The sequence below is a fragment of the Psychrobacter sp. P11F6 genome (assembly GCF_001435295.1).
Classification (GTDB): domain Bacteria; phylum Pseudomonadota; class Gammaproteobacteria; order Pseudomonadales; family Moraxellaceae; genus Psychrobacter.
On record NZ_CM003594.1, the window covers coordinates 127,579 to 144,714 of the forward strand.

Here is a 17,136-nt window from a genome sequence, read left to right on the forward strand (position 1 = left end):
CCTAGCGTGTTGGTTTTTGAATAAAAGCAACACCGCCAGTAGCTGCGGGGGTGGCATCTGTGATCTAGACAAATTCAGTTCATGAGCATCAGCCTACGACCAAAAAACATAGTCGCGGATGATGCTCATCAAACGTTGGACGCAGCTTTATATCAGTCTTCACTACTTAATAGTACATCACGCACATTAAGACAGTAATGAGGATAAAAAAGGCATTTCTGCACGTCCTTTGCCATAAATAACAAAGTGCTTAAGACTTCCCTGCGTCGGTACTAACCGCATCAGGTTCGGCGGGTGATCTCTCAGCGAATGTATAAAGGCGACTACTTTAATAAAGCAAGCTTAAAAATGAGTCGATAATACACCGCACCCCGAGTCTGTCAGTGTTGTAAATCAACTTAATACTAACAAAGTTCTGCAATGAGGGCTAATGATATTTAGATGAAAATATCAGGCTTTGAGTTTGAGGTTCGATGTTTTTATGAGAACGACTCTAGAGTACCAGTGATTGAAATCACTTGATATTACTGAGCTGTAGATAGCTTATCTAAATATTATGTAAAGCGAATGAAAGATTCTGGAGGTTGTCATTAAACTGTCATAAAAATTTGGCAAGATAGCACGCATGTCACAAACAATGCTTTTTTGTATCGTTGTTAAACTTTAGGAGTCCTACATGCGTTATTCGTTATTAGCAGTGGCCGTTAGTTGTACATTAGTGCTTACGGCATGTAATAAATCGACTGAAACGACAGAGCCAGCTGCGGATAGCAGTAGCGCTGTCACCACCACGGAAGCAACCACTCAGACAACCTCTGCTTCTACAACAGGTTTTAAATCTGCTGAGAATATCGCAATGAACATCACGGGCGCAGGTGCATCATTTCCGCAGCCTATCTATGCTAAATGGTCTTACGACTACAACGCTGCTACCGGTGGTCAAGTCAATTACCAGTCGATTGGCTCTTCTGGTGGTATCAAACAAATCGAATCAAAGACAGTCGATTTTGGGGCGTCTGACGCGCCGATGACGCCTGAAGAGCTAGACGCAGCAGGCTTGATTCAGTTTCCGACGGTTATCGGCGGTGTTGTACCTATCGTCAACATCGATGGTGTTGAGCCGGGCGCGTTGAAATTAGACGGTGCAATGTTGGCAGACATCTATTTGGGTAAGATTAGCAACTGGAATGACCCTGCTATCAAAGCCATGAACCCAGATTTGACTTTGCCTGATGCCGCTATTACGACAGTATTCCGCTCAGACGGTTCTGGCACAACGTTTAACTTTACGGATTATCTAGCCAAAGTCTCACCAGACTGGAAAGACACAGTTGGTGTTGATAAAACAGTCAAATGGCCAACGTCTGCGACTGGCGCAGGTGGTAAAGGTAACGAAGGCGTATCAAGCTATGTAAATCGTATGAAAAACTCTATCGGCTACGTTGAGTATGCTTATGCCAAGCAAAACAACATGTCACATACTGCATTGAAAAACGCTGCTGGCAACGTCGTTCAGCCATCTGCTGAGACATTTGCTGCGGCAGGTGATATCGACTGGTCACAGCAAGCGGGCTTTTATAAAGTCATCACCAACTCTGAGACTGAGCAAGCATGGCCGATCGCTGCTGCGACCTTTATCTTGGTACATAAGCAACCAGAGAATCCTCAGCAAGTGGCTGGCGTGTTGAACTTCTTTGATTGGGCTTATACCCAAGGTGATGACGATGCCATGGCACTCGATTACGTACCATTCTCTGATGCAGCGGTTGCCTTATTCAAGGAAAAATGGAACGAGGTAAAAGGCAGTGATGGACAGCCTGTTTATAAGCCTGCTCAGTAACCTGTTTCTGCTAATCATGAGTCAATAATTTTCTAATTATCCTCTCGAATAACTATTCTCCGGTAGTTATTTGAGAGGTTTTATCACAGCAAATTTGATGACAAGTTTGTTGTGATAAAACCGAATGAATGCTTCTACTATTTTGACTTGATCCTATTTAATGCTGAGACACTTATGAATGATTTAAGGTCCCAACTGGCTAAACAAAAGCGCTATGACTTATTGTTTGTGAATGCTACTAAGGCTTTTGCCATACTGGTACTCTTATCGTTGGGCGGCATTTTAGTCTCCTTGATCATCGGAGCGTGGCCGAGCATTCAAACATTTGGTCTTGGATTTTATACCAGTAATAATTGGGATACGGTCGCCAATGAGTACGGGGCGCTAGCACCTATCTATGGTACGTTGGTGACATCCTTTATCGCCATTCTGATAGCTGTACCAATCAGTTTTGGCATTGCCATATTTTTGACCGAAATGTGTCCTACTTTTCTAAAAAAACCGCTCGGTATCGCCATTGAGTTATTGGCTGGTATCCCCTCTATCATTTACGGTATGTGGGGTTTGTTTGTCTTTGCGCCTTTCTTCGGTGATCACATTCAGCCATGGTTCATTGAACACGTCGGTCCACTACCCATCATTGGTAAGCTATTTACGGGTGCACCAATGGGACTGGGTATGTTTACCGCCTCGCTGGTACTGGCCATCATGATTATTCCATTTATCGCCGCCACCATGCGCGATGTTTTTTCGGTCGTGCCAGACCTGCTTAAAGAATCAGCATATGGTATGGGCGCGACGACTTGGGAAGTCATGTTCAAGATCATTTTGCCGTATACCAAAGCTGGTGTGGTTGGTGGCGTAATCTTAGGACTGGGTCGGGCATTGGGTGAGACGATGGCAGTGACTTTCTTGATTGGTAATGCCTTTAACATCAGTCCGAGTCTGTTTACCTCAGGTGTGACTATTACCTCAGCATTGGCTAACGAGTTTGCCGAAGCGTCGAGTGAGCTACATTTGGCTTCCTTACTACATCTTGGCTTAATCTTGTTTGTCATTACCTTCATTGTGCTATCGCTTGCTAAGCTGATGCTCATGAGTATGGATAAAAAAGCAGGTAATCGCTAGTCGTTAGATTGCCTCAGTTTCATTGAGTCAGTTCGATGAAATCAATCAGTTAAGTGTCGATGGTTATTGGTATTGATAAAAATATGGGAAACACATTTTATGCCTTCTAACAATGCTACCAACGCGATCAATGCACCGTCACCGCTGAACACTGGCTTTGAAGGGCGTTATAACAGAAGCTTATATAACAAGCGCCGTTTGACCAACAAGTTAGGTCTAGGCTTTGCCATGTCGGCGATGGTTTTTGGACTATTTTGGTTGTTTTGGATATTGTTGACGTTATTTGTTGAAGGCTTTCAAGGTATTGTGCAGCTGCCTATTTTTACTGCTGATACACCGCCACCGATGAGTGCGGGCGGGCTGCGTAACGCCATTGTCGGTTCAGTAATGCTTGCGTTTTCAGGATTGTTCATCGGTGCCCCTATTGGTCTTATGACCGGTATTTATTTATCTGAGTTCGCTCAAGGCAGTATGCTTGGCAAGGTAACGCGTTTCTTAAATGATATTTTGCTATCCGCACCCTCGATTGTGATTGGTCTCTTTATTTATGCATTGATGGTGAAAGGTCAAAGTTTCTCTGGTTGGGCAGGCGCGTTAGCATTGGCATTAATCGTTATTCCTGTGGTCGTGCGTACCACTGAGAATATGCTCAATCTAGTGCCTAATAGTATTCGTGAAGCAGCTTACGCACTTGGCACACCCAAGTGGAAAATGGTGACTCAAGTAACGATTAAGGCGGCTAGAGCAGGACTGACCACTGGGGTGTTACTGGCATTTGCTCGAATCACTGGTGAGACAGCACCGTTGCTATTTACGGCGCTTAACAACCAATATTTCAGTACCGATATGAGCCAGCCTATTGCTAACTTACCCAATACCATCTACCAGTTTGCGATGAGTCCTTATGATAACTGGCATACCTTAGCGTGGGCGGCAGCGTTGCTGATCACGACCTCTGTCTTGGTACTCAATATTTTGGCAAGGTTTATCGGTAGTAGAGGTCAGGCTAAATAAAGGCTGATGGTAAATTAAGGCTTGTCCTAGATTACCTCGAGCATTTACTTCCATTTATATTCATTAAGCTGGGTTGGAACATATTATGAATGACGTCATGAGCAAAATCCGTACAAAAAAGCCTGTCGATAAATTCAATGCGGCAGATAAATTTAATCCAACAACAGACAGTTTATTAAACAGACCGATGTCGACGGCAGCACAAATGGAGCAGCCAGATATTGCCAGCCTAACCAAACAAACGCTTCATGATATTCCCAAAAACATGCCTGCAGCAAAAATGCAAATTCGGGATCTGAATTTTTATTATGGTGACTTTCAGGCGCTAAAAAATATCAATATCGATATTCCTGATAAAAAAGTCACTGCTTTCATTGGCCCTTCAGGTTGCGGCAAGTCGACGCTATTACGTACCTTTAATCGGATGTATGACTTATATCCGGGTATGCGGGCAGAAGGCAATATTAATCTTGATGGCAACAATATCTTGGGCAAAGACGTCGATGTCAATTTGCTACGCGCCCAAGTCGGTATGGTCTTTCAGAAACCTACCCCATTCCCGATGTCAATCTATGACAATGTCGCTTTTGGGGTGAGACTGTATGAAAAACTTAGTAAAGCTGAGCTGGACAATCGCGTAGAGTGGGCGCTAAAAAAATCTGCATTGTGGCCAGAGGTGAAAGACAAGCTCAAAGCGTCAGGGCTTTCGTTATCAGGCGGACAGCAGCAACGCTTGTGTATTGCGCGTAGCGTCGCGACCAAGCCTGAAGTATTGCTGCTTGATGAGCCAACGTCTGCGTTAGATCCTATCTCGACAGGTGCTATCGAAGATTTGATTGAAGACTTAAAACAGGATTACACCATTGCCATCGTTACGCATAACATGCAACAGGCCGCGCGGGTGTCTGACTATACCGTTTATATGTACTTAGGCGATATGATTGAGATGGGCGAGACCGACCAGATATTTACCAAGCCTGCCCAAACCGCGACGGAAGATTATATTACGGGTCGTTATGGCTAACATCGCGGTCTGAGCAAGGACGACGTGCTCGATACGTTCAATAAGATATCGTGAGCCAATCTGTTCGACTCAACAGCCACACCGCGCTACCAAAATATGGATTTTAGGGAATACCTCTTATGCAAAGCGATAAGCATATCTCCAAAAGTTTTGACCAAGATCTTGATGAAGCTATCCGTTTATTTTTATACATGGGCGATAGTGCGGCCAACCAAGTGGCGAAAGCGATCCACGCGCTTATCGATAAAAATGAGACACTGGCGCAAGAGGTGATTGATATGGACTTTGATATCAATCGAATGGAAGTCGAGTTGGATGAGCATATCTTGCTATTGGTCGCCAAACGTCAGCCTGCCGCCAGCGATTTACGCTTGGTCATGTCTATCAGTAAAGGCGTGGTTGATTTAGAACGCATCGGTGATGAAGCCGTCAAAATCGCTCAGATGACCAAAAAAATTGCAGCACAAGGTAAGCTGTCGTATGGCTATGCAGAAGTTCAACACCTAAGCAATCAAGTGCGTCTCATGCTACACAATGCACTAGAGGCATTTAGCCAATCAAATGCTGAGCAAGCGTTTGAGGTCATGCGTAACGATAGCATGGTCAATGATGAGTATCAGTCAGCCATCCGTGCTTTGATGACCTATATTATGGAAGATTCACGGCACGTCTCAAAAGTCATCAATATTATGTGGGTATTGCGCGCGCTTGAGCGGGTAGGCGATCATGCACAAAATATTGCAGAACTGGTAATTAACTATATTAGTGGGCAAGATGTGCGTCATTCCGACTATGCGCTGGTCGAAAAAGCGGTGCAAGAAGCCAATGACCGTATGGCGGCGCGCCAAGTCAGCACCCTGTCTGCCACTAAACCTGCCGTCAAGTCAGCCACGGATTTTGTAGACTCAAACGGTGATGAGGGCTGAAAACAACAGTTCATCGTTAATTTTACATCCAAAAAAACGCGCTATATTAAATAGCGCGTTTTTTATTTTATGGCAATAATAAAAATAACTAGCTCTCTGGCGTCCAACCTTGTGCACGCTCATAATCTTCATTATCTAAAAATTTATCCCGTTGTTCGGTGAGGAATTTTTTGGCAGCAGGATCTAACATGCTTAGATGGTTTTCGTTAATCAGCATCGTTTGCTGTTCAAGCCATTCTTTCCATGCTTTTTCAGAGACCGTTTCTTGTAGCTCCTGACCTTTTTTATTAGGAAAAGGGGGGTGCGGCATTTTGGGCAATTCTTGCTGATATTTACGGCAAAATACCGTATTGGCTTGCGGATTAAAAGTCTCAGTCATGAGGCGTTCCTTATTATGGTTTAGTTATTATAAAATATGTTATTGAATCACTCATGAGAATAGTTATACCAAACCCAAAAAGTAAGGTTAGCTGTGTCAAACTCGCTTAGCCTACAAGGCGTAGTACTTTCACTCGTTTTCCTTGCTACTCTAATTTCTGTGAATGGTATTAGTTAGCACTTATTCAGCATAAGTGACTTAAATATTATTAGCTGAATTTACTTTACCTCATCATGGTATCAAAAACACCCGCAGCAGGGGCGGGTGTTTTTATGGTAAAAGCTGTCAGGTCAACAATGCGCTTTTACGCAAATACCTCTAAACGGCTACGACCGCGAGCAACGGCTTGCTTAACTTGATTTGGTGCTGTACCACCTAAGTGGTCACGGGCTGCTAATGAGCCTTCTAAAGTTAGATATTCAAAGACATCATCACCGATTGCGTCGCTAAACTGCTGTAGCTGCGCCAATGATAAATCACTTAAATCAACGCCCTCGGCAATACCCAAAGCAACCGCATTACCCACCACTTCATGGGCATCACGGAATGCAACACCTTGGCGTACCAGATAATCTGCAAGATCAGTCGCAGTCGCATAGCCTTTCATCGTAGCGGCGCGCATGTTTTCTTTATTTGGAGTGATATTCGGTAGCATATCAGCAAAAGCCAATAAACAGCCGGTAAGCGTATCGACGCAATCAAACAGCGGCTCTTTGTCTTCTTGGTTGTCTTTGTTATAAGCCAGTGGCTGACTCTTCATTAGACTTAATAGTGTCATTAACTGCCCAAAGACACGTGCTGCTTTACCGCGAACCAACTCTGGCACATCAGGATTTTTCTTTTGCGGCATGATAGAGGAGCCAGTACAAAAGCGATCAGGGATTTGTACAAAGTTAAACTGCGCTGACATCCATAGGATAATCTCTTCGCTCATCCGTGACATATGCATCATCAAGATAGAAGCGGCTGAGGTGAACTCAATCGCAAAATCACGGTCTGATACGGCATCCAGCGAGTTTTGGCAAATACCTTCAAAACCTAACAGCTCAGCAGTAATGGTACGATCGATTGGGAATGTCGTGCCAGCAAGCGCAGCACTACCAAGTGGCATCTGATTGATACGGCGGCGCGCATCGACCAGACGTTCGGTATCGCGATATAACATCTCAAACCACGCCATGACGTGATGACCAAAGCTCACTGGCTGCGCCGTTTGTAAATGCGTAAAGCCAGGCATAATAGTGTCAGTATGCTGCTCAGCCAAATCAAGCAAACCACTTTGCAAGCGTACTAATAAGGCAATGATATTATCAGTCTCTTCGCGTAGCCAAAGACGAATATCGGTGGCAACCTGATCGTTACGGCTACGACCCGTATGCAGTTTTTTACCAACAGCGCCGATGATGTCAGTCAAGCGCGACTCAACATTCATGTGCACGTCTTCTAGCGCGATTGACCAGTTAAACTCGCCAGCCTCAATCTCGCGCAGTACCTGATGCAGACCATCAATAATGGTGGCTACTTCGTCAGCGGTCAAAATGTCACATTCTTTAAGCATGGTCGCGTGGGCGATTGAGCCTTGAATATCGTGACGCGCAAAGCGTTGGTCAAAGCCAACAGAGGCGGTGAAGGCAGCGACAAAGCTGTCCGTCGCTTCACTGAAGCGTCCGCCCCACATCTGCTGACCTTGGCTGTTTGAAGGACTGCTTACAGGGTTGTTTTGTGCAGCGTTATTTGTTATCGGAGCATCTGTGCTAGAATCAGAGACAGATGGGTTTACATTTGATTCGGGACTACTAGGTTTTGAAGAATTGGCGTTCATATCGGTACAAGACAAGTCAGCAGAATAAGAGCTCAAGTATAGCAAAGGATGAGGTTGCCTTACTAGCGGAGCGCTTAGAGTTTTTTATTCCCAAGCTCATGGAAGTCATGAAGCCTTGGCAGTGGTTCATTTATATCTTTTTTTGGTCACTATTTGTCACGGTAATAAATCGCTATGATATTGCCACGTGGTCAGATTTTTTGATTCAGTTGTTTAGCAGAGTCCTGCAAAACACCTTGAGTATTATTCCTTCCTTATACCTCATTGATTATTTGCGCCCCATTTTTAAGGGCATGAGCATACCTAAAGCCAGCATGTATGTGCTTGCCTTACTCATGGTGGCATCTACCATATCCATGATTTTAGTCATGCTGGTAATGATTAATGTTGGTTGGTTTGAATATGATCGTCAAACTTTTATTCTAAATATATTGTTTGATGCGGTGATTAGTGGTGGCTTTACCTTAGTGTTCTTACTGTATTTTTTACGCCGTTATCGTGAGACAAATGCGCTCAAACAATCGTTTGAGCAGAAATTGAGTGCACAAAATGATGTGATCAAAGCACGAATCGCTCCGCATTTTTTCTTTAATACCATTAATACCCTTGTGTCACTGATAGAGTCCAATCCAGCAAGAGCTTCCGCTTTATTACAGCACGTTTCTGCCTTATTCCGTGCCAGTTTCAATGGGGCACGAGAGATTAGCTTTGAAGAAGAAATTGCTCTTTGTGAGCACTATCTAGCGATTGAGTCTAGCCGCTTAGCGGATAAGCTTGAAGTGAGTTGGCAATTGCCTGACGAAGATGTCATGTATGACATGGTGATTACCGCCTTGACCTTACAGAGCGTGCTAGAAAAAATGCTGCTGAATGTGGTGGAGATGACCACTGAAACCATTTATATCAATATTAGAGTCACTTGGCAGCAGCATCGGGTTGCGATTACGATTGGTGTCGAGCTGCCGAAAAAAACCATGATTATTAACCATGATTTGCGTCAGCACATGAACTTTTATATTCAAGCGGACCGTTTACGGGCTTATTTCGGCCAAAGTGCGGATATTAAAAGTAGCGTTACCAGTAGTCAAATTATTACTGTTATCGACTATCCGCTGCAAGATGTTAGTTTATGACCGTTTTTTTTGGGCTTAATTTTGTATTTTATTTTTCAAGAAATAGGTATGGCATAGTTATTGCACCATCTTTATAGCTAATGGGTTGTTTTACTTTATATTTAGCCATGATTCCCCATAAAAATTATTATCGATAAATGCATCGCAATAAAACTCAATGCACAAGGCTCTCAACGTCAATATAGCCAGTTATTGTTTTATGAAATAATTAAAGGTTTTTATGCTAAGTGATTGGTAATGAGTGCTAATATGTTGGTAAGGCCATTGAAAAAAATACTAAGTTTATCCTGAGATTGGAGTTTGCATGCGTATCGTAGTTTGTGATGATGAGCCACTAGCACGTGAGCGTTTGGTTAGAATTGTACAGGAGTCAGGTCATCAAGTCGTTGCTCAAGCAACCACGGGTGCAGAAGCCATTATCGCTGTCAAAACTCAGCAGCCAGACATCATATTATTAGATATTCGTATGCCTGAGATGGATGGGGTGCGCTGTGCTCAAGAGCTTGCCAAACTTGAGCATCCGCCAGCTATTATATTTGTCACCGCTTATGATCATTATGCCATTGCCGCGCTAAAAGCCAATGCGATTGGTTATTTATTAAAGCCTGCCAATAAAGATGAGTTACTAGAAGCACTAGATAAAGCGAAAAATTTAAACGCGGCGCAGTTAAATGAGATTCGTAAACTCGAAGACCCAACAGCGCGTCCAGTACGTGAGCATATCGCTGCTCGTACCCACCGAGGCGTTGAGCTCATCAAGCTCAAAGATATCTATTATTTTACCGCCGATCAAAAGTACGTCAAAGTCCGTCACAAAGATGGCATTGTCCTGATTGATGAGACGCTAAAAGAGCTTGAACAAGAATTTGAGGATCGGCTGTTTCGGGTGCACCGTAATGCCATCATCAACCTTAGCTTTTTGGACTTTTTAGAAACGTTGGATGCAGGACAATATCAAATACGCTTTAAAGGCATTGATGAGACACTTGCGGTTAGCCGTCGTCACTTACCTGCATTACGTGACAAGATTCAAAGCATGTAAACTGCTGTTTCCATTGTGAAATGACAGCAAAATAACCGTGAAATAATCATCCCATATCATCAAACCCTTATTTATGCTTAAATAGGGGTATTTTTTTGCGTCAGCATTGACTATATATGGTTTATATCGCCCATTTTTTGTGGAAAATTTGCAGTATTGTCTAATACTGACCTGCATAGTACTGACGTAAACAGTATCGAATTTATTGAGGCCCTTTATGAGCAATCCGCAGCAAACTGCTTTGACTACCTTGAATATCGCCACGCGTCAGAGCCCTTTAGCATTATGGCAAGCTGAGCATATCCGTGCTCGTCTACTAGATTTGTATCCTGAATTGACGATTAACTTGCTAAAAATTGTCACTAAGGGTGACAAGATTTTGGACACACCTTTGGCTAAAATTGGTGGTAAAGGTTTGTTTGTTAAAGAGCTTGAGCAAGCACTATATGACAAACAAGCGGACATCGCGGTACATTCATTAAAAGACGTACCGATGCAGCTTCCTGAAGGCTTGATGCTGGGCGTCTATTGCAAACGCGCCTCACCGACTGATGCTTTTGTGTCCAATACTTATAATAGTATTGATGAGTTGCCGCAAGGGGCAGTCGTTGGCACGTCAAGTTTGCGTCGTCAGTGTCAGCTTAAAGCCTATCGCCCAGACCTACAAATCAAAACCTTACGCGGTAACGTTGGTACACGTTTGGGCAAGCTGGATGCTGGCGAGTATGATGCGATTATTTTAGCGACCAGTGGTTTGCAGCGTATCGAGCTGGATGAGCGCATACGCGGCGAGCTTGATATCAATGCTTGCCTGCCTGCGGTTGGTCAAGGCGCCTTAGCGATCGAATGCCGTGAAGGTGATGATGAGGTATTAAAATTACTGGCACCACTGAATGATGATAAAGCTCGTATCCGCCTCATTGCTGAGCGCGCGCTGAACCGTCACTTAGAGGGTGGCTGCCAAGTGCCCATTGCTGCTTATGCCGTGTTACAAATGGCGGATGAGACGAGCAGCAACAATGATGATAACGGTGACAATGGCAATAACGACAACGGCAATGTGTTATGGCTACGTGGCCGCGTCGGTCAAGCGGATGGCAGCGAGCTGCTAAAAGCAGAGAAACGCGTCACGTTGATTGGCACACAAGCCGAGCAAGAAGTACAGGCTAATCAGCTTGGTATTGATGTTGCCAATATACTGCTTGCCGATGGCGCGGGTGATATCTTATCTGCGATTTATCATCCTGAATAGCATACCAGTATTTTGATTATCTTAGTCATAGCCCCAGTATTATTGATGCTAGGGCTATCGTTAAGCCAATTCTATCAGTCTTTTGTCATGGTACGTCTATGTCATCAACATTAAATCACGCCCAGCTTATTGCTAACAGTCAATCAAATAATGAGTCATCACTCACGCAAGTAGTCATTAATACTCGCCCAGTGGAGCGTGCCGCTGCATTGACGGATCATCTACAAGCAGCAGGGCTGACGGTGGTAGAGATACCGATGTTGACGTTACAACCGCGCCCAACGACTGAGCAAGACATGACGCTGATGCGGCATTGGCTAGCAGGCGATTATAAAGCGCTTGTGATTGTTAGCCCAACGGCGGCCGCTTCAGGACTGGCTGTTTGGCAAGCGCTTGAAGATGAGCGTCAAGCTCAAAACCATGACAATGACAATGACAATAATGAGCGAAAAAACATAGCAATTAATGCTCTGCAAGCGCCGAGCCACTTGATTGCCGTGGGTGAAGCGACTGCGTCGGTATTAAACAATGCCAAAATCGAGGCGTCGAATTATCAAGTGCTTCAGCCTCACATTGCCAATAACGAAGGTATGCTAGCGATGCCTGAAATTGAACGTTTACAAGCAGGTGACAAGTTGCTCGTGTGGCGCGGATTGGGTGGTAGGCGACTATTGGTCGATACGTTGCTGGCACGCGGTGTGCATATCGATAGTATTGCTTGGTATGAGCGCATAATGCCAGTCGAGGCGATGGCTCAATATGAGCAGTGGCTAAAAGAATTTTTAACCGATAATTTAACGCATAATATGATGCAAGATGCGTTGGCAGCGCATCAACCAAAGCCAATCGTTGTGATCAGTAGCGGTACAGCCTTTGAGCATTGGGAAAGTATCGTTCGGGCTGTGGCAGAAAAGGCATTAAAGCAAGAAACAGCCAGAGAAACCCCCGCTATTTTGCCCTATAAATTGTCAGACTTTTCTTATGTGGTGTTGGGTGAGCGTTTAGCCAATATGGTCGCTGAGCAGCAATTAAGTTATTGGCGTGTGGAAGATTTGGCGCCAGAAACCATTCTTGCTGCTATCCATGCTAAAGCCTGTTGAATGTATAAATGTACCAACCGATGACCTGTCCTTATCTATTATGTTTCACTTTTTATTTATTCGCTTTAAACCTGTTTTAGCCAAAATAACGGTGCTGCCTTATGTCAATCAATTCTGAATCGTTATCTCAGGAACCTTCTGCTACTCAGCAGCGCCGACAAGCAAATGTGTTTTTGTTGCGCCTGCAGTGGTTGGTTATCTTGTTGCTTATCGCCGCTCTATTGTGGCTCTACATCAGCCAGCAGCGCTTCCAGCATAGTGTTAATGAGCGTTTGCAAAGCAACGAGCAAGTCGTCAGCCGTCTGAATGAGATGGATGACCGTCTATTTGCGATGAGTCAGCAGACGCTGCCAGAGCCTCGATCTGCCGCCAGTAGCCAAGCGCAAAACCAGTTAGATTTATTGCGTATTCAGATACAAGCCGCTGATAGATTGTTGGCAGACAATAACGACAGTGCAGCGATTGATTTGTTGCGTGGTCTACACTGGCAGCTTTCGCAAAGCAGCAATGAGATTGCTCCAGCGCTAACGGTTGTGATCAAACAAAGCTTGATGAAAGACATCGAACGTTTGCAGGCAAGCAGCACTCAGCCCAGTCCTTGGCAGCTACAAAACCTCGCCATCCAAAATATTCAAGAGTTTTTGCACAGCTATGAGCGTGTGAGTAGCGAGGCGACACCGCACAATAGCGCTGATAATAATATGAGCCTCTCGCGCAAACAACTGACCATTCACGAAGTGATTATGACCTTAAATCTGGCCAGTCAAGCCAGTAATATGCGCGAACAAGAGCAGCTGATTGGTTATCTGCGTCAAGCACGAAATCAACTACAAACCTTGGTGCCTAAGTCTGCTATTCCGCAACAGTCAGCGCCAAAGGCAGCCATGACTAATACTGAAAACGCCTCTAGTGATGCGTCCGTAGGCAAAAAACAAATCTCTACCGATAAGAATCTACCAACCAGATCCTCTCCGACAAATATCGGAGAAGTCATAGATTGGTTAGATAAATTGATTGCCAATGCACCGAAACCAATGCCATTGTTGACCACCCAGATTTTGGATAAATCTCAGCGTTAGTGGTTCAGTGGATGTTGATTGATAGATTTATAAAAATAAGAGAAGTGACGTTATGGACAGTTTGAATCAAGCAGCACATGTAGCCTCCAATATCGCAGATAATCATCCTGACGAATTGTCTCATTACCCCATTATTCATCACCAGCCCATTCACTGGGGCGAGATGGATGCGTTTAACCATTTAAATAACGTGATTTATTACCGTTACGCTGAATCAGCACGAATTGGCTATTTGCAGGCGCTAGGTATGTTTGATGGCAGTATGGTGACGGTATTGGCACAATCAAGTTGCCAGTATTTACGCCCAGTGACTTATCCTGATACTTTGCTATTAGGAGTGCGCTGTCAGCGTTTAGGGAATACGAGTATCGTGATGGAATATAGCTACTATAGCACCGCGCAAGCAGCCATCGTCGCGACGGCTGAGGCAGTCGTGGTACGGCTCGATAGTGAGGGAAAGCGTAAGTTAGCTTGGACAGAGGAAGAGCGCGCTCGGCTATTGGCATTAGAAGCAAAAGTTGGTCATATACCGAAGCTTTAGCACTGAATATTAAATAAATGAAAAAAAGGGCACGCTAACGTTACGTTAGCGTACCCTTTTGCTATTTGACTGATATCGAATCAGCCAGCCAGTCAGCCAGTCAAATATTAATCTTGCTTTGGCGCATGTACGAAATCGATGACGTTCAAGTCAAAGCCTGATAATGCGTAAAACTTCATGGGTGATGATAATAAACGCATATCACGAACGCCTAAATGACGCAAAATCTGTGCACCAACACCAATGCTGCGATACGGCTGCTGAGTAATGGTCGATTGCGATTCATTGTCTGCCGCTTTGTCTAACGCATCTCCTAAATCTATTGGCTGGTTGCTACCAATCCAAACTAATACGCCGCGATCTGAGTTGCTTATTTCCTCCAGCGCTGAGCGTACGCTCCAGCCGCTACGACCCGTCATATCATTTTTGGCAGCAAACAAGTCGCGTAGTGGGTGAAAACCATGGACACGGACAGTGCTGACGCCTTCGCTCACATCGCCTTTTACCAAAGCCAAATGCGTTTCATCAGCGCCAAATTCGCGGAAGCGATGTAGCGTAAAGGTGCCGTATTCCGTTTCAAAAGGACGCGACTCAATTTCTTCTACCGTTTGCTCGTTCGCGATGCGGTAGTTGATGAGGTCAGCAATTGTACCCATCTTGATGCCATGCTCTTCGGCAAATATCTCAAGGTCATCACGGCGCGCCATCGTACCATCAGCATTAATGATTTCGACAATCACTGCTGCGGGCTCAAGCCCTGCTAGGCGTGCTAAATCACAACCAGCTTCTGTATGCCCAGCGCGGTGCAAGACGCCACCATTTTGAGCCATGATTGGGAAGATATGTCCAGGCTGGACGATGTCTTCAGGTTTTGCCGAAGAAGAAACCGCGGCTTGAATCGTACGAGCGCGATCAGCAGCAGAGATACCCGTTGTAACGCCTTCAGCGGCTTCGATAGAAACCGTAAAGTTGGTGCTAAATTTTGCTTCGTTACGATCAGACATCAGCGGCAATGCCAACTGTTGGCAGCGTGCTTGTGACAAGGTCAAGCAGACCAAACCACGTGCATGAGTAATCATAAAGTTAATATCTTCAGGGCGCACATGGGTCGCTGCCATGATGATATCACCTTCATTTTCACGGTCTTCATCATCCATTAAGATGACCATCTTGCCAGCACGAATGTCTTCGATAATCTCAGGAATCGTATTTAAACTCATAGTAAGTCTCAATATTTTATTATTTATAGATAGGTGTGATGTGGAATATAAAGCATTATCTGTCTATTGTAACAGTAGATGCTACAGAGCGCTGTTGCGGTTAGGCAAAGTGCATCGGATCAAATTGATCCACCGTAGACATTATGGAATCATTGCTTATATATCAATATGAGGACATTTTAACGCTTTTCAGCCCACTGTGCTGCTTCATCTCGAAACTATATGGGCCAGACTGTCAAATATAGTGATAAGTATTACTAATGGTCACGACGATTCATGTATTCAATGGTGTATTAAGCAAAGGGCTAATCGACCATGCGAGCCATCAGTCATTACTGGCTGCTTGGCTTTTTAGCCAATCCATAAACTGTTTACTGTGTTGCTCGCGTTGGTTGTCGGCAAATTCATAAAAGCTGCTACCAACTAAATTGTCTGGCAAATAGCTTTGCGGATAATAGTGATTGGGATAATCGTGTGGATAGGCGTAACCTTGACCATAGCCTTGATTGCGCATCAGTTTAGTCACGCCATTACGTAGGTGTAGCGGCACAGGAGAGGCATCTTTTTCTGCTAACGCCATCGCAGCGTTGATGGCTTTATAAGTGCTGTTACTTTTAGCACTGGTCGCCAAATAAACCACTACTTGCCCCAAGATAATACGCGCTTCTGGCATACCAATTGACTGCACACTACGTAATGCTGCATCGGCAAGGAGTAAAGCATTAGGGTTGGCATTACCAATATCTTCACTGGCCAAGATGACCAAACGCCGCGCGATAAAATCAGCAGGCTCACCGCCAACTAACATCCGCGCCATCCAATAAAGCGCAGCATCAGGGTCTGAGCCACGTACGGACTTTATCATCGCCGAGATAATATCGTAATGCTGCTCGCCATCTTTGTCATAGCGTACCAGCGCGGTCTGAGCGACACGGGCGACCAATTCATCGTTAATGACGAGCGGTGATTGCTTAGTGTCCGCCGTTTGAATAGCCAGCTCTAATAAATTTAGCGCCTTTCTAGCATCGCCATGCGCCAGTTGGCTGATAGTGTCCTTTGCTTGTAAATCAACCGTCAAATTATTCAGCACTGAATCTTCTGAAATTGCCCTTTGCAATACCGCACTGATTTGCTCAGGCGTCAGTGGCTCTAAACGATACACTTGGCAACGTGATAGCAGGGCATTATTGACACTAAAGGAGGGGTTTTCAGTTGTCGCACCAATCAAGGTAATATCACCAGATTCGACCGCGCCCAGTAAGGCATCCTGCTGAGCCTTGTTAAAGCGGTGTATCTCATCGATAAAAACCACTGGCGACTCAAATGCTAATGAGTCCTTATTGTCTAATACTTCTCGCAGCTGTTTGACCCCAGTATTCAAGGCAGACAAGGCATGAAAAGGTCTGCCAACAGCATCAGCCAACAGCATGGCAATAGTCGTTTTACCGATGCCAGCTTCACCATGCAAAATAATCGATGGCAGATGCCCTTGTTCGACCAAACGCCGCAAGGGCGCACCTGCTGCCAGTAGATGTTCTTGACCAATGATTGCATCAAGTGTCGTTGGGCGCATACGCTGGGCAAGGGGTGTATCGGCATGAAAATTAGGCGGCATAGAAATCTCTATTATCAATTT

The 17,136-nt window shown here is 44.7% G+C and carries 15 protein-coding genes and 1 riboswitch; of the genes, 11 read left to right on the plus strand and 4 right to left on the minus strand.

The genetic code is table 11. From position 1 onward, the window contains the following. Positions 1-241 precede the first annotated feature (241 nt). Positions 242-384: riboswitch (TPP riboswitch) on the minus strand. A 292-nt stretch (positions 385-676) separates the two neighbouring features. The 5 genes from pstS to phoU all read left to right on the plus strand — a co-directional run bounded on the left by pstS (position 677) and on the right by phoU (position 5,932). Continuing rightward, positions 677-1,840: a phosphate ABC transporter substrate-binding protein PstS gene (pstS, locus tag AK822_RS00565; protein WP_060490192.1), complete on the plus strand. Its 1,164-nt coding sequence runs from the start codon at positions 677-679 to the stop codon at positions 1,838-1,840. Positions 1,841-2,014: 174 nt separating this feature from the next. After that, entirely contained in the window at positions 2,015-2,968 is a 954-nt protein-coding gene (gene pstC, locus AK822_RS00570; RefSeq protein ID WP_060490193.1) for a phosphate ABC transporter permease subunit PstC, read from the plus strand. A gap of 99 nt (positions 2,969-3,067) precedes the next feature. Next, a complete protein-coding gene (gene pstA, locus AK822_RS00575) occupies positions 3,068-3,982 on the plus strand; it encodes a phosphate ABC transporter permease PstA (RefSeq protein WP_060490194.1) in 915 nt (304 codons plus the stop codon). Positions 3,983-4,079: 97 nt separating this feature from the next. Continuing rightward, on the plus strand, positions 4,080-5,006 hold the full coding sequence (gene pstB, locus AK822_RS00580; protein ID WP_087814967.1) for a phosphate ABC transporter ATP-binding protein PstB: 927 nt from the start codon (positions 4,080-4,082) through the stop codon (positions 5,004-5,006). A gap of 119 nt (positions 5,007-5,125) precedes the next feature. After that, positions 5,126-5,932 carry a phosphate signaling complex protein PhoU gene (gene phoU / locus AK822_RS00585; protein WP_060490195.1) on the plus strand — a complete coding sequence of 269 codons (807 nt, stop codon included), beginning with the start codon at positions 5,126-5,128 and terminating at the stop codon, positions 5,930-5,932. 88 nt (positions 5,933-6,020) lie between these two features. Here phoU and AK822_RS00590 read toward each other — a convergent pair whose 3' ends face one another. Together AK822_RS00590 and argH are read right to left on the minus strand one after the other, a co-directional pair. Continuing rightward, a complete protein-coding gene (locus tag AK822_RS00590) occupies positions 6,021-6,311 on the minus strand; it encodes an oxidative damage protection protein (protein WP_060490196.1) in 291 nt (96 codons plus the stop codon). Between the two features lie 304 nt (positions 6,312-6,615). Beyond that, entirely contained in the window at positions 6,616-7,989 is a 1,374-nt protein-coding gene (gene argH, locus AK822_RS00595; RefSeq protein WP_045454898.1) for an argininosuccinate lyase, read from the minus strand. Positions 7,990-8,114: 125 nt separating this feature from the next. On the opposite strand from argH, the gene AK822_RS00600 reads away from it, so the two are divergent. The 6 genes from AK822_RS00600 (at position 8,115) to AK822_RS00625 (ending at position 14,280) form a co-directional block, all read left to right on the plus strand. Further along, positions 8,115-9,266: a histidine kinase gene (locus AK822_RS00600; protein ID WP_060490197.1), complete on the plus strand. Its 1,152-nt coding sequence runs from the start codon at positions 8,115-8,117 to the stop codon at positions 9,264-9,266. Positions 9,267-9,570: 304 nt separating this feature from the next. Beyond that, complete coding sequence (locus AK822_RS00605) at positions 9,571-10,308, plus strand: LytR/AlgR family response regulator transcription factor (RefSeq protein ID WP_045443089.1); 738 nt, start codon at positions 9,571-9,573, stop codon at positions 10,306-10,308. A gap of 217 nt (positions 10,309-10,525) precedes the next feature. Next, a complete protein-coding gene (gene hemC / locus AK822_RS00610) occupies positions 10,526-11,560 on the plus strand; it encodes a hydroxymethylbilane synthase (protein ID WP_055123673.1) in 1,035 nt (344 codons plus the stop codon). Between the two features lie 98 nt (positions 11,561-11,658). Next, positions 11,659-12,660: a uroporphyrinogen-III synthase gene (locus AK822_RS00615; protein ID WP_087945515.1), complete on the plus strand. Its 1,002-nt coding sequence runs from the start codon at positions 11,659-11,661 to the stop codon at positions 12,658-12,660. A 101-nt stretch (positions 12,661-12,761) separates the two neighbouring features. Next, on the plus strand, positions 12,762-13,739 hold the full coding sequence (locus tag AK822_RS00620; RefSeq protein ID WP_060490198.1) for a hypothetical protein: 978 nt from the start codon (positions 12,762-12,764) through the stop codon (positions 13,737-13,739). 52 nt (positions 13,740-13,791) lie between these two features. Continuing rightward, positions 13,792-14,280 carry an acyl-CoA thioesterase gene (locus AK822_RS00625; RefSeq protein ID WP_060490199.1) on the plus strand — a complete coding sequence of 163 codons (489 nt, stop codon included), beginning with the start codon at positions 13,792-13,794 and terminating at the stop codon, positions 14,278-14,280. 107 nt (positions 14,281-14,387) lie between these two features. Here the strand turns inward: AK822_RS00625 and ribBA are convergent, their stop codons facing one another. After that, on the minus strand, positions 14,388-15,500 hold the full coding sequence (gene ribBA, locus AK822_RS00630) for a bifunctional 3,4-dihydroxy-2-butanone-4-phosphate synthase/GTP cyclohydrolase II (RefSeq protein WP_060490200.1): 1,113 nt from the start codon (positions 15,498-15,500) through the stop codon (positions 14,388-14,390). A gap of 325 nt (positions 15,501-15,825) precedes the next feature. Beyond that, the gene (locus tag AK822_RS00635; protein WP_060490201.1) at positions 15,826-17,115 is read right to left on the minus strand and encodes a replication-associated recombination protein A; all 1,290 of its coding nucleotides are present in this window, start codon (positions 17,113-17,115) and stop codon (positions 15,826-15,828) included. Between the last annotated feature and the right edge of the window lie 21 nt (positions 17,116-17,136).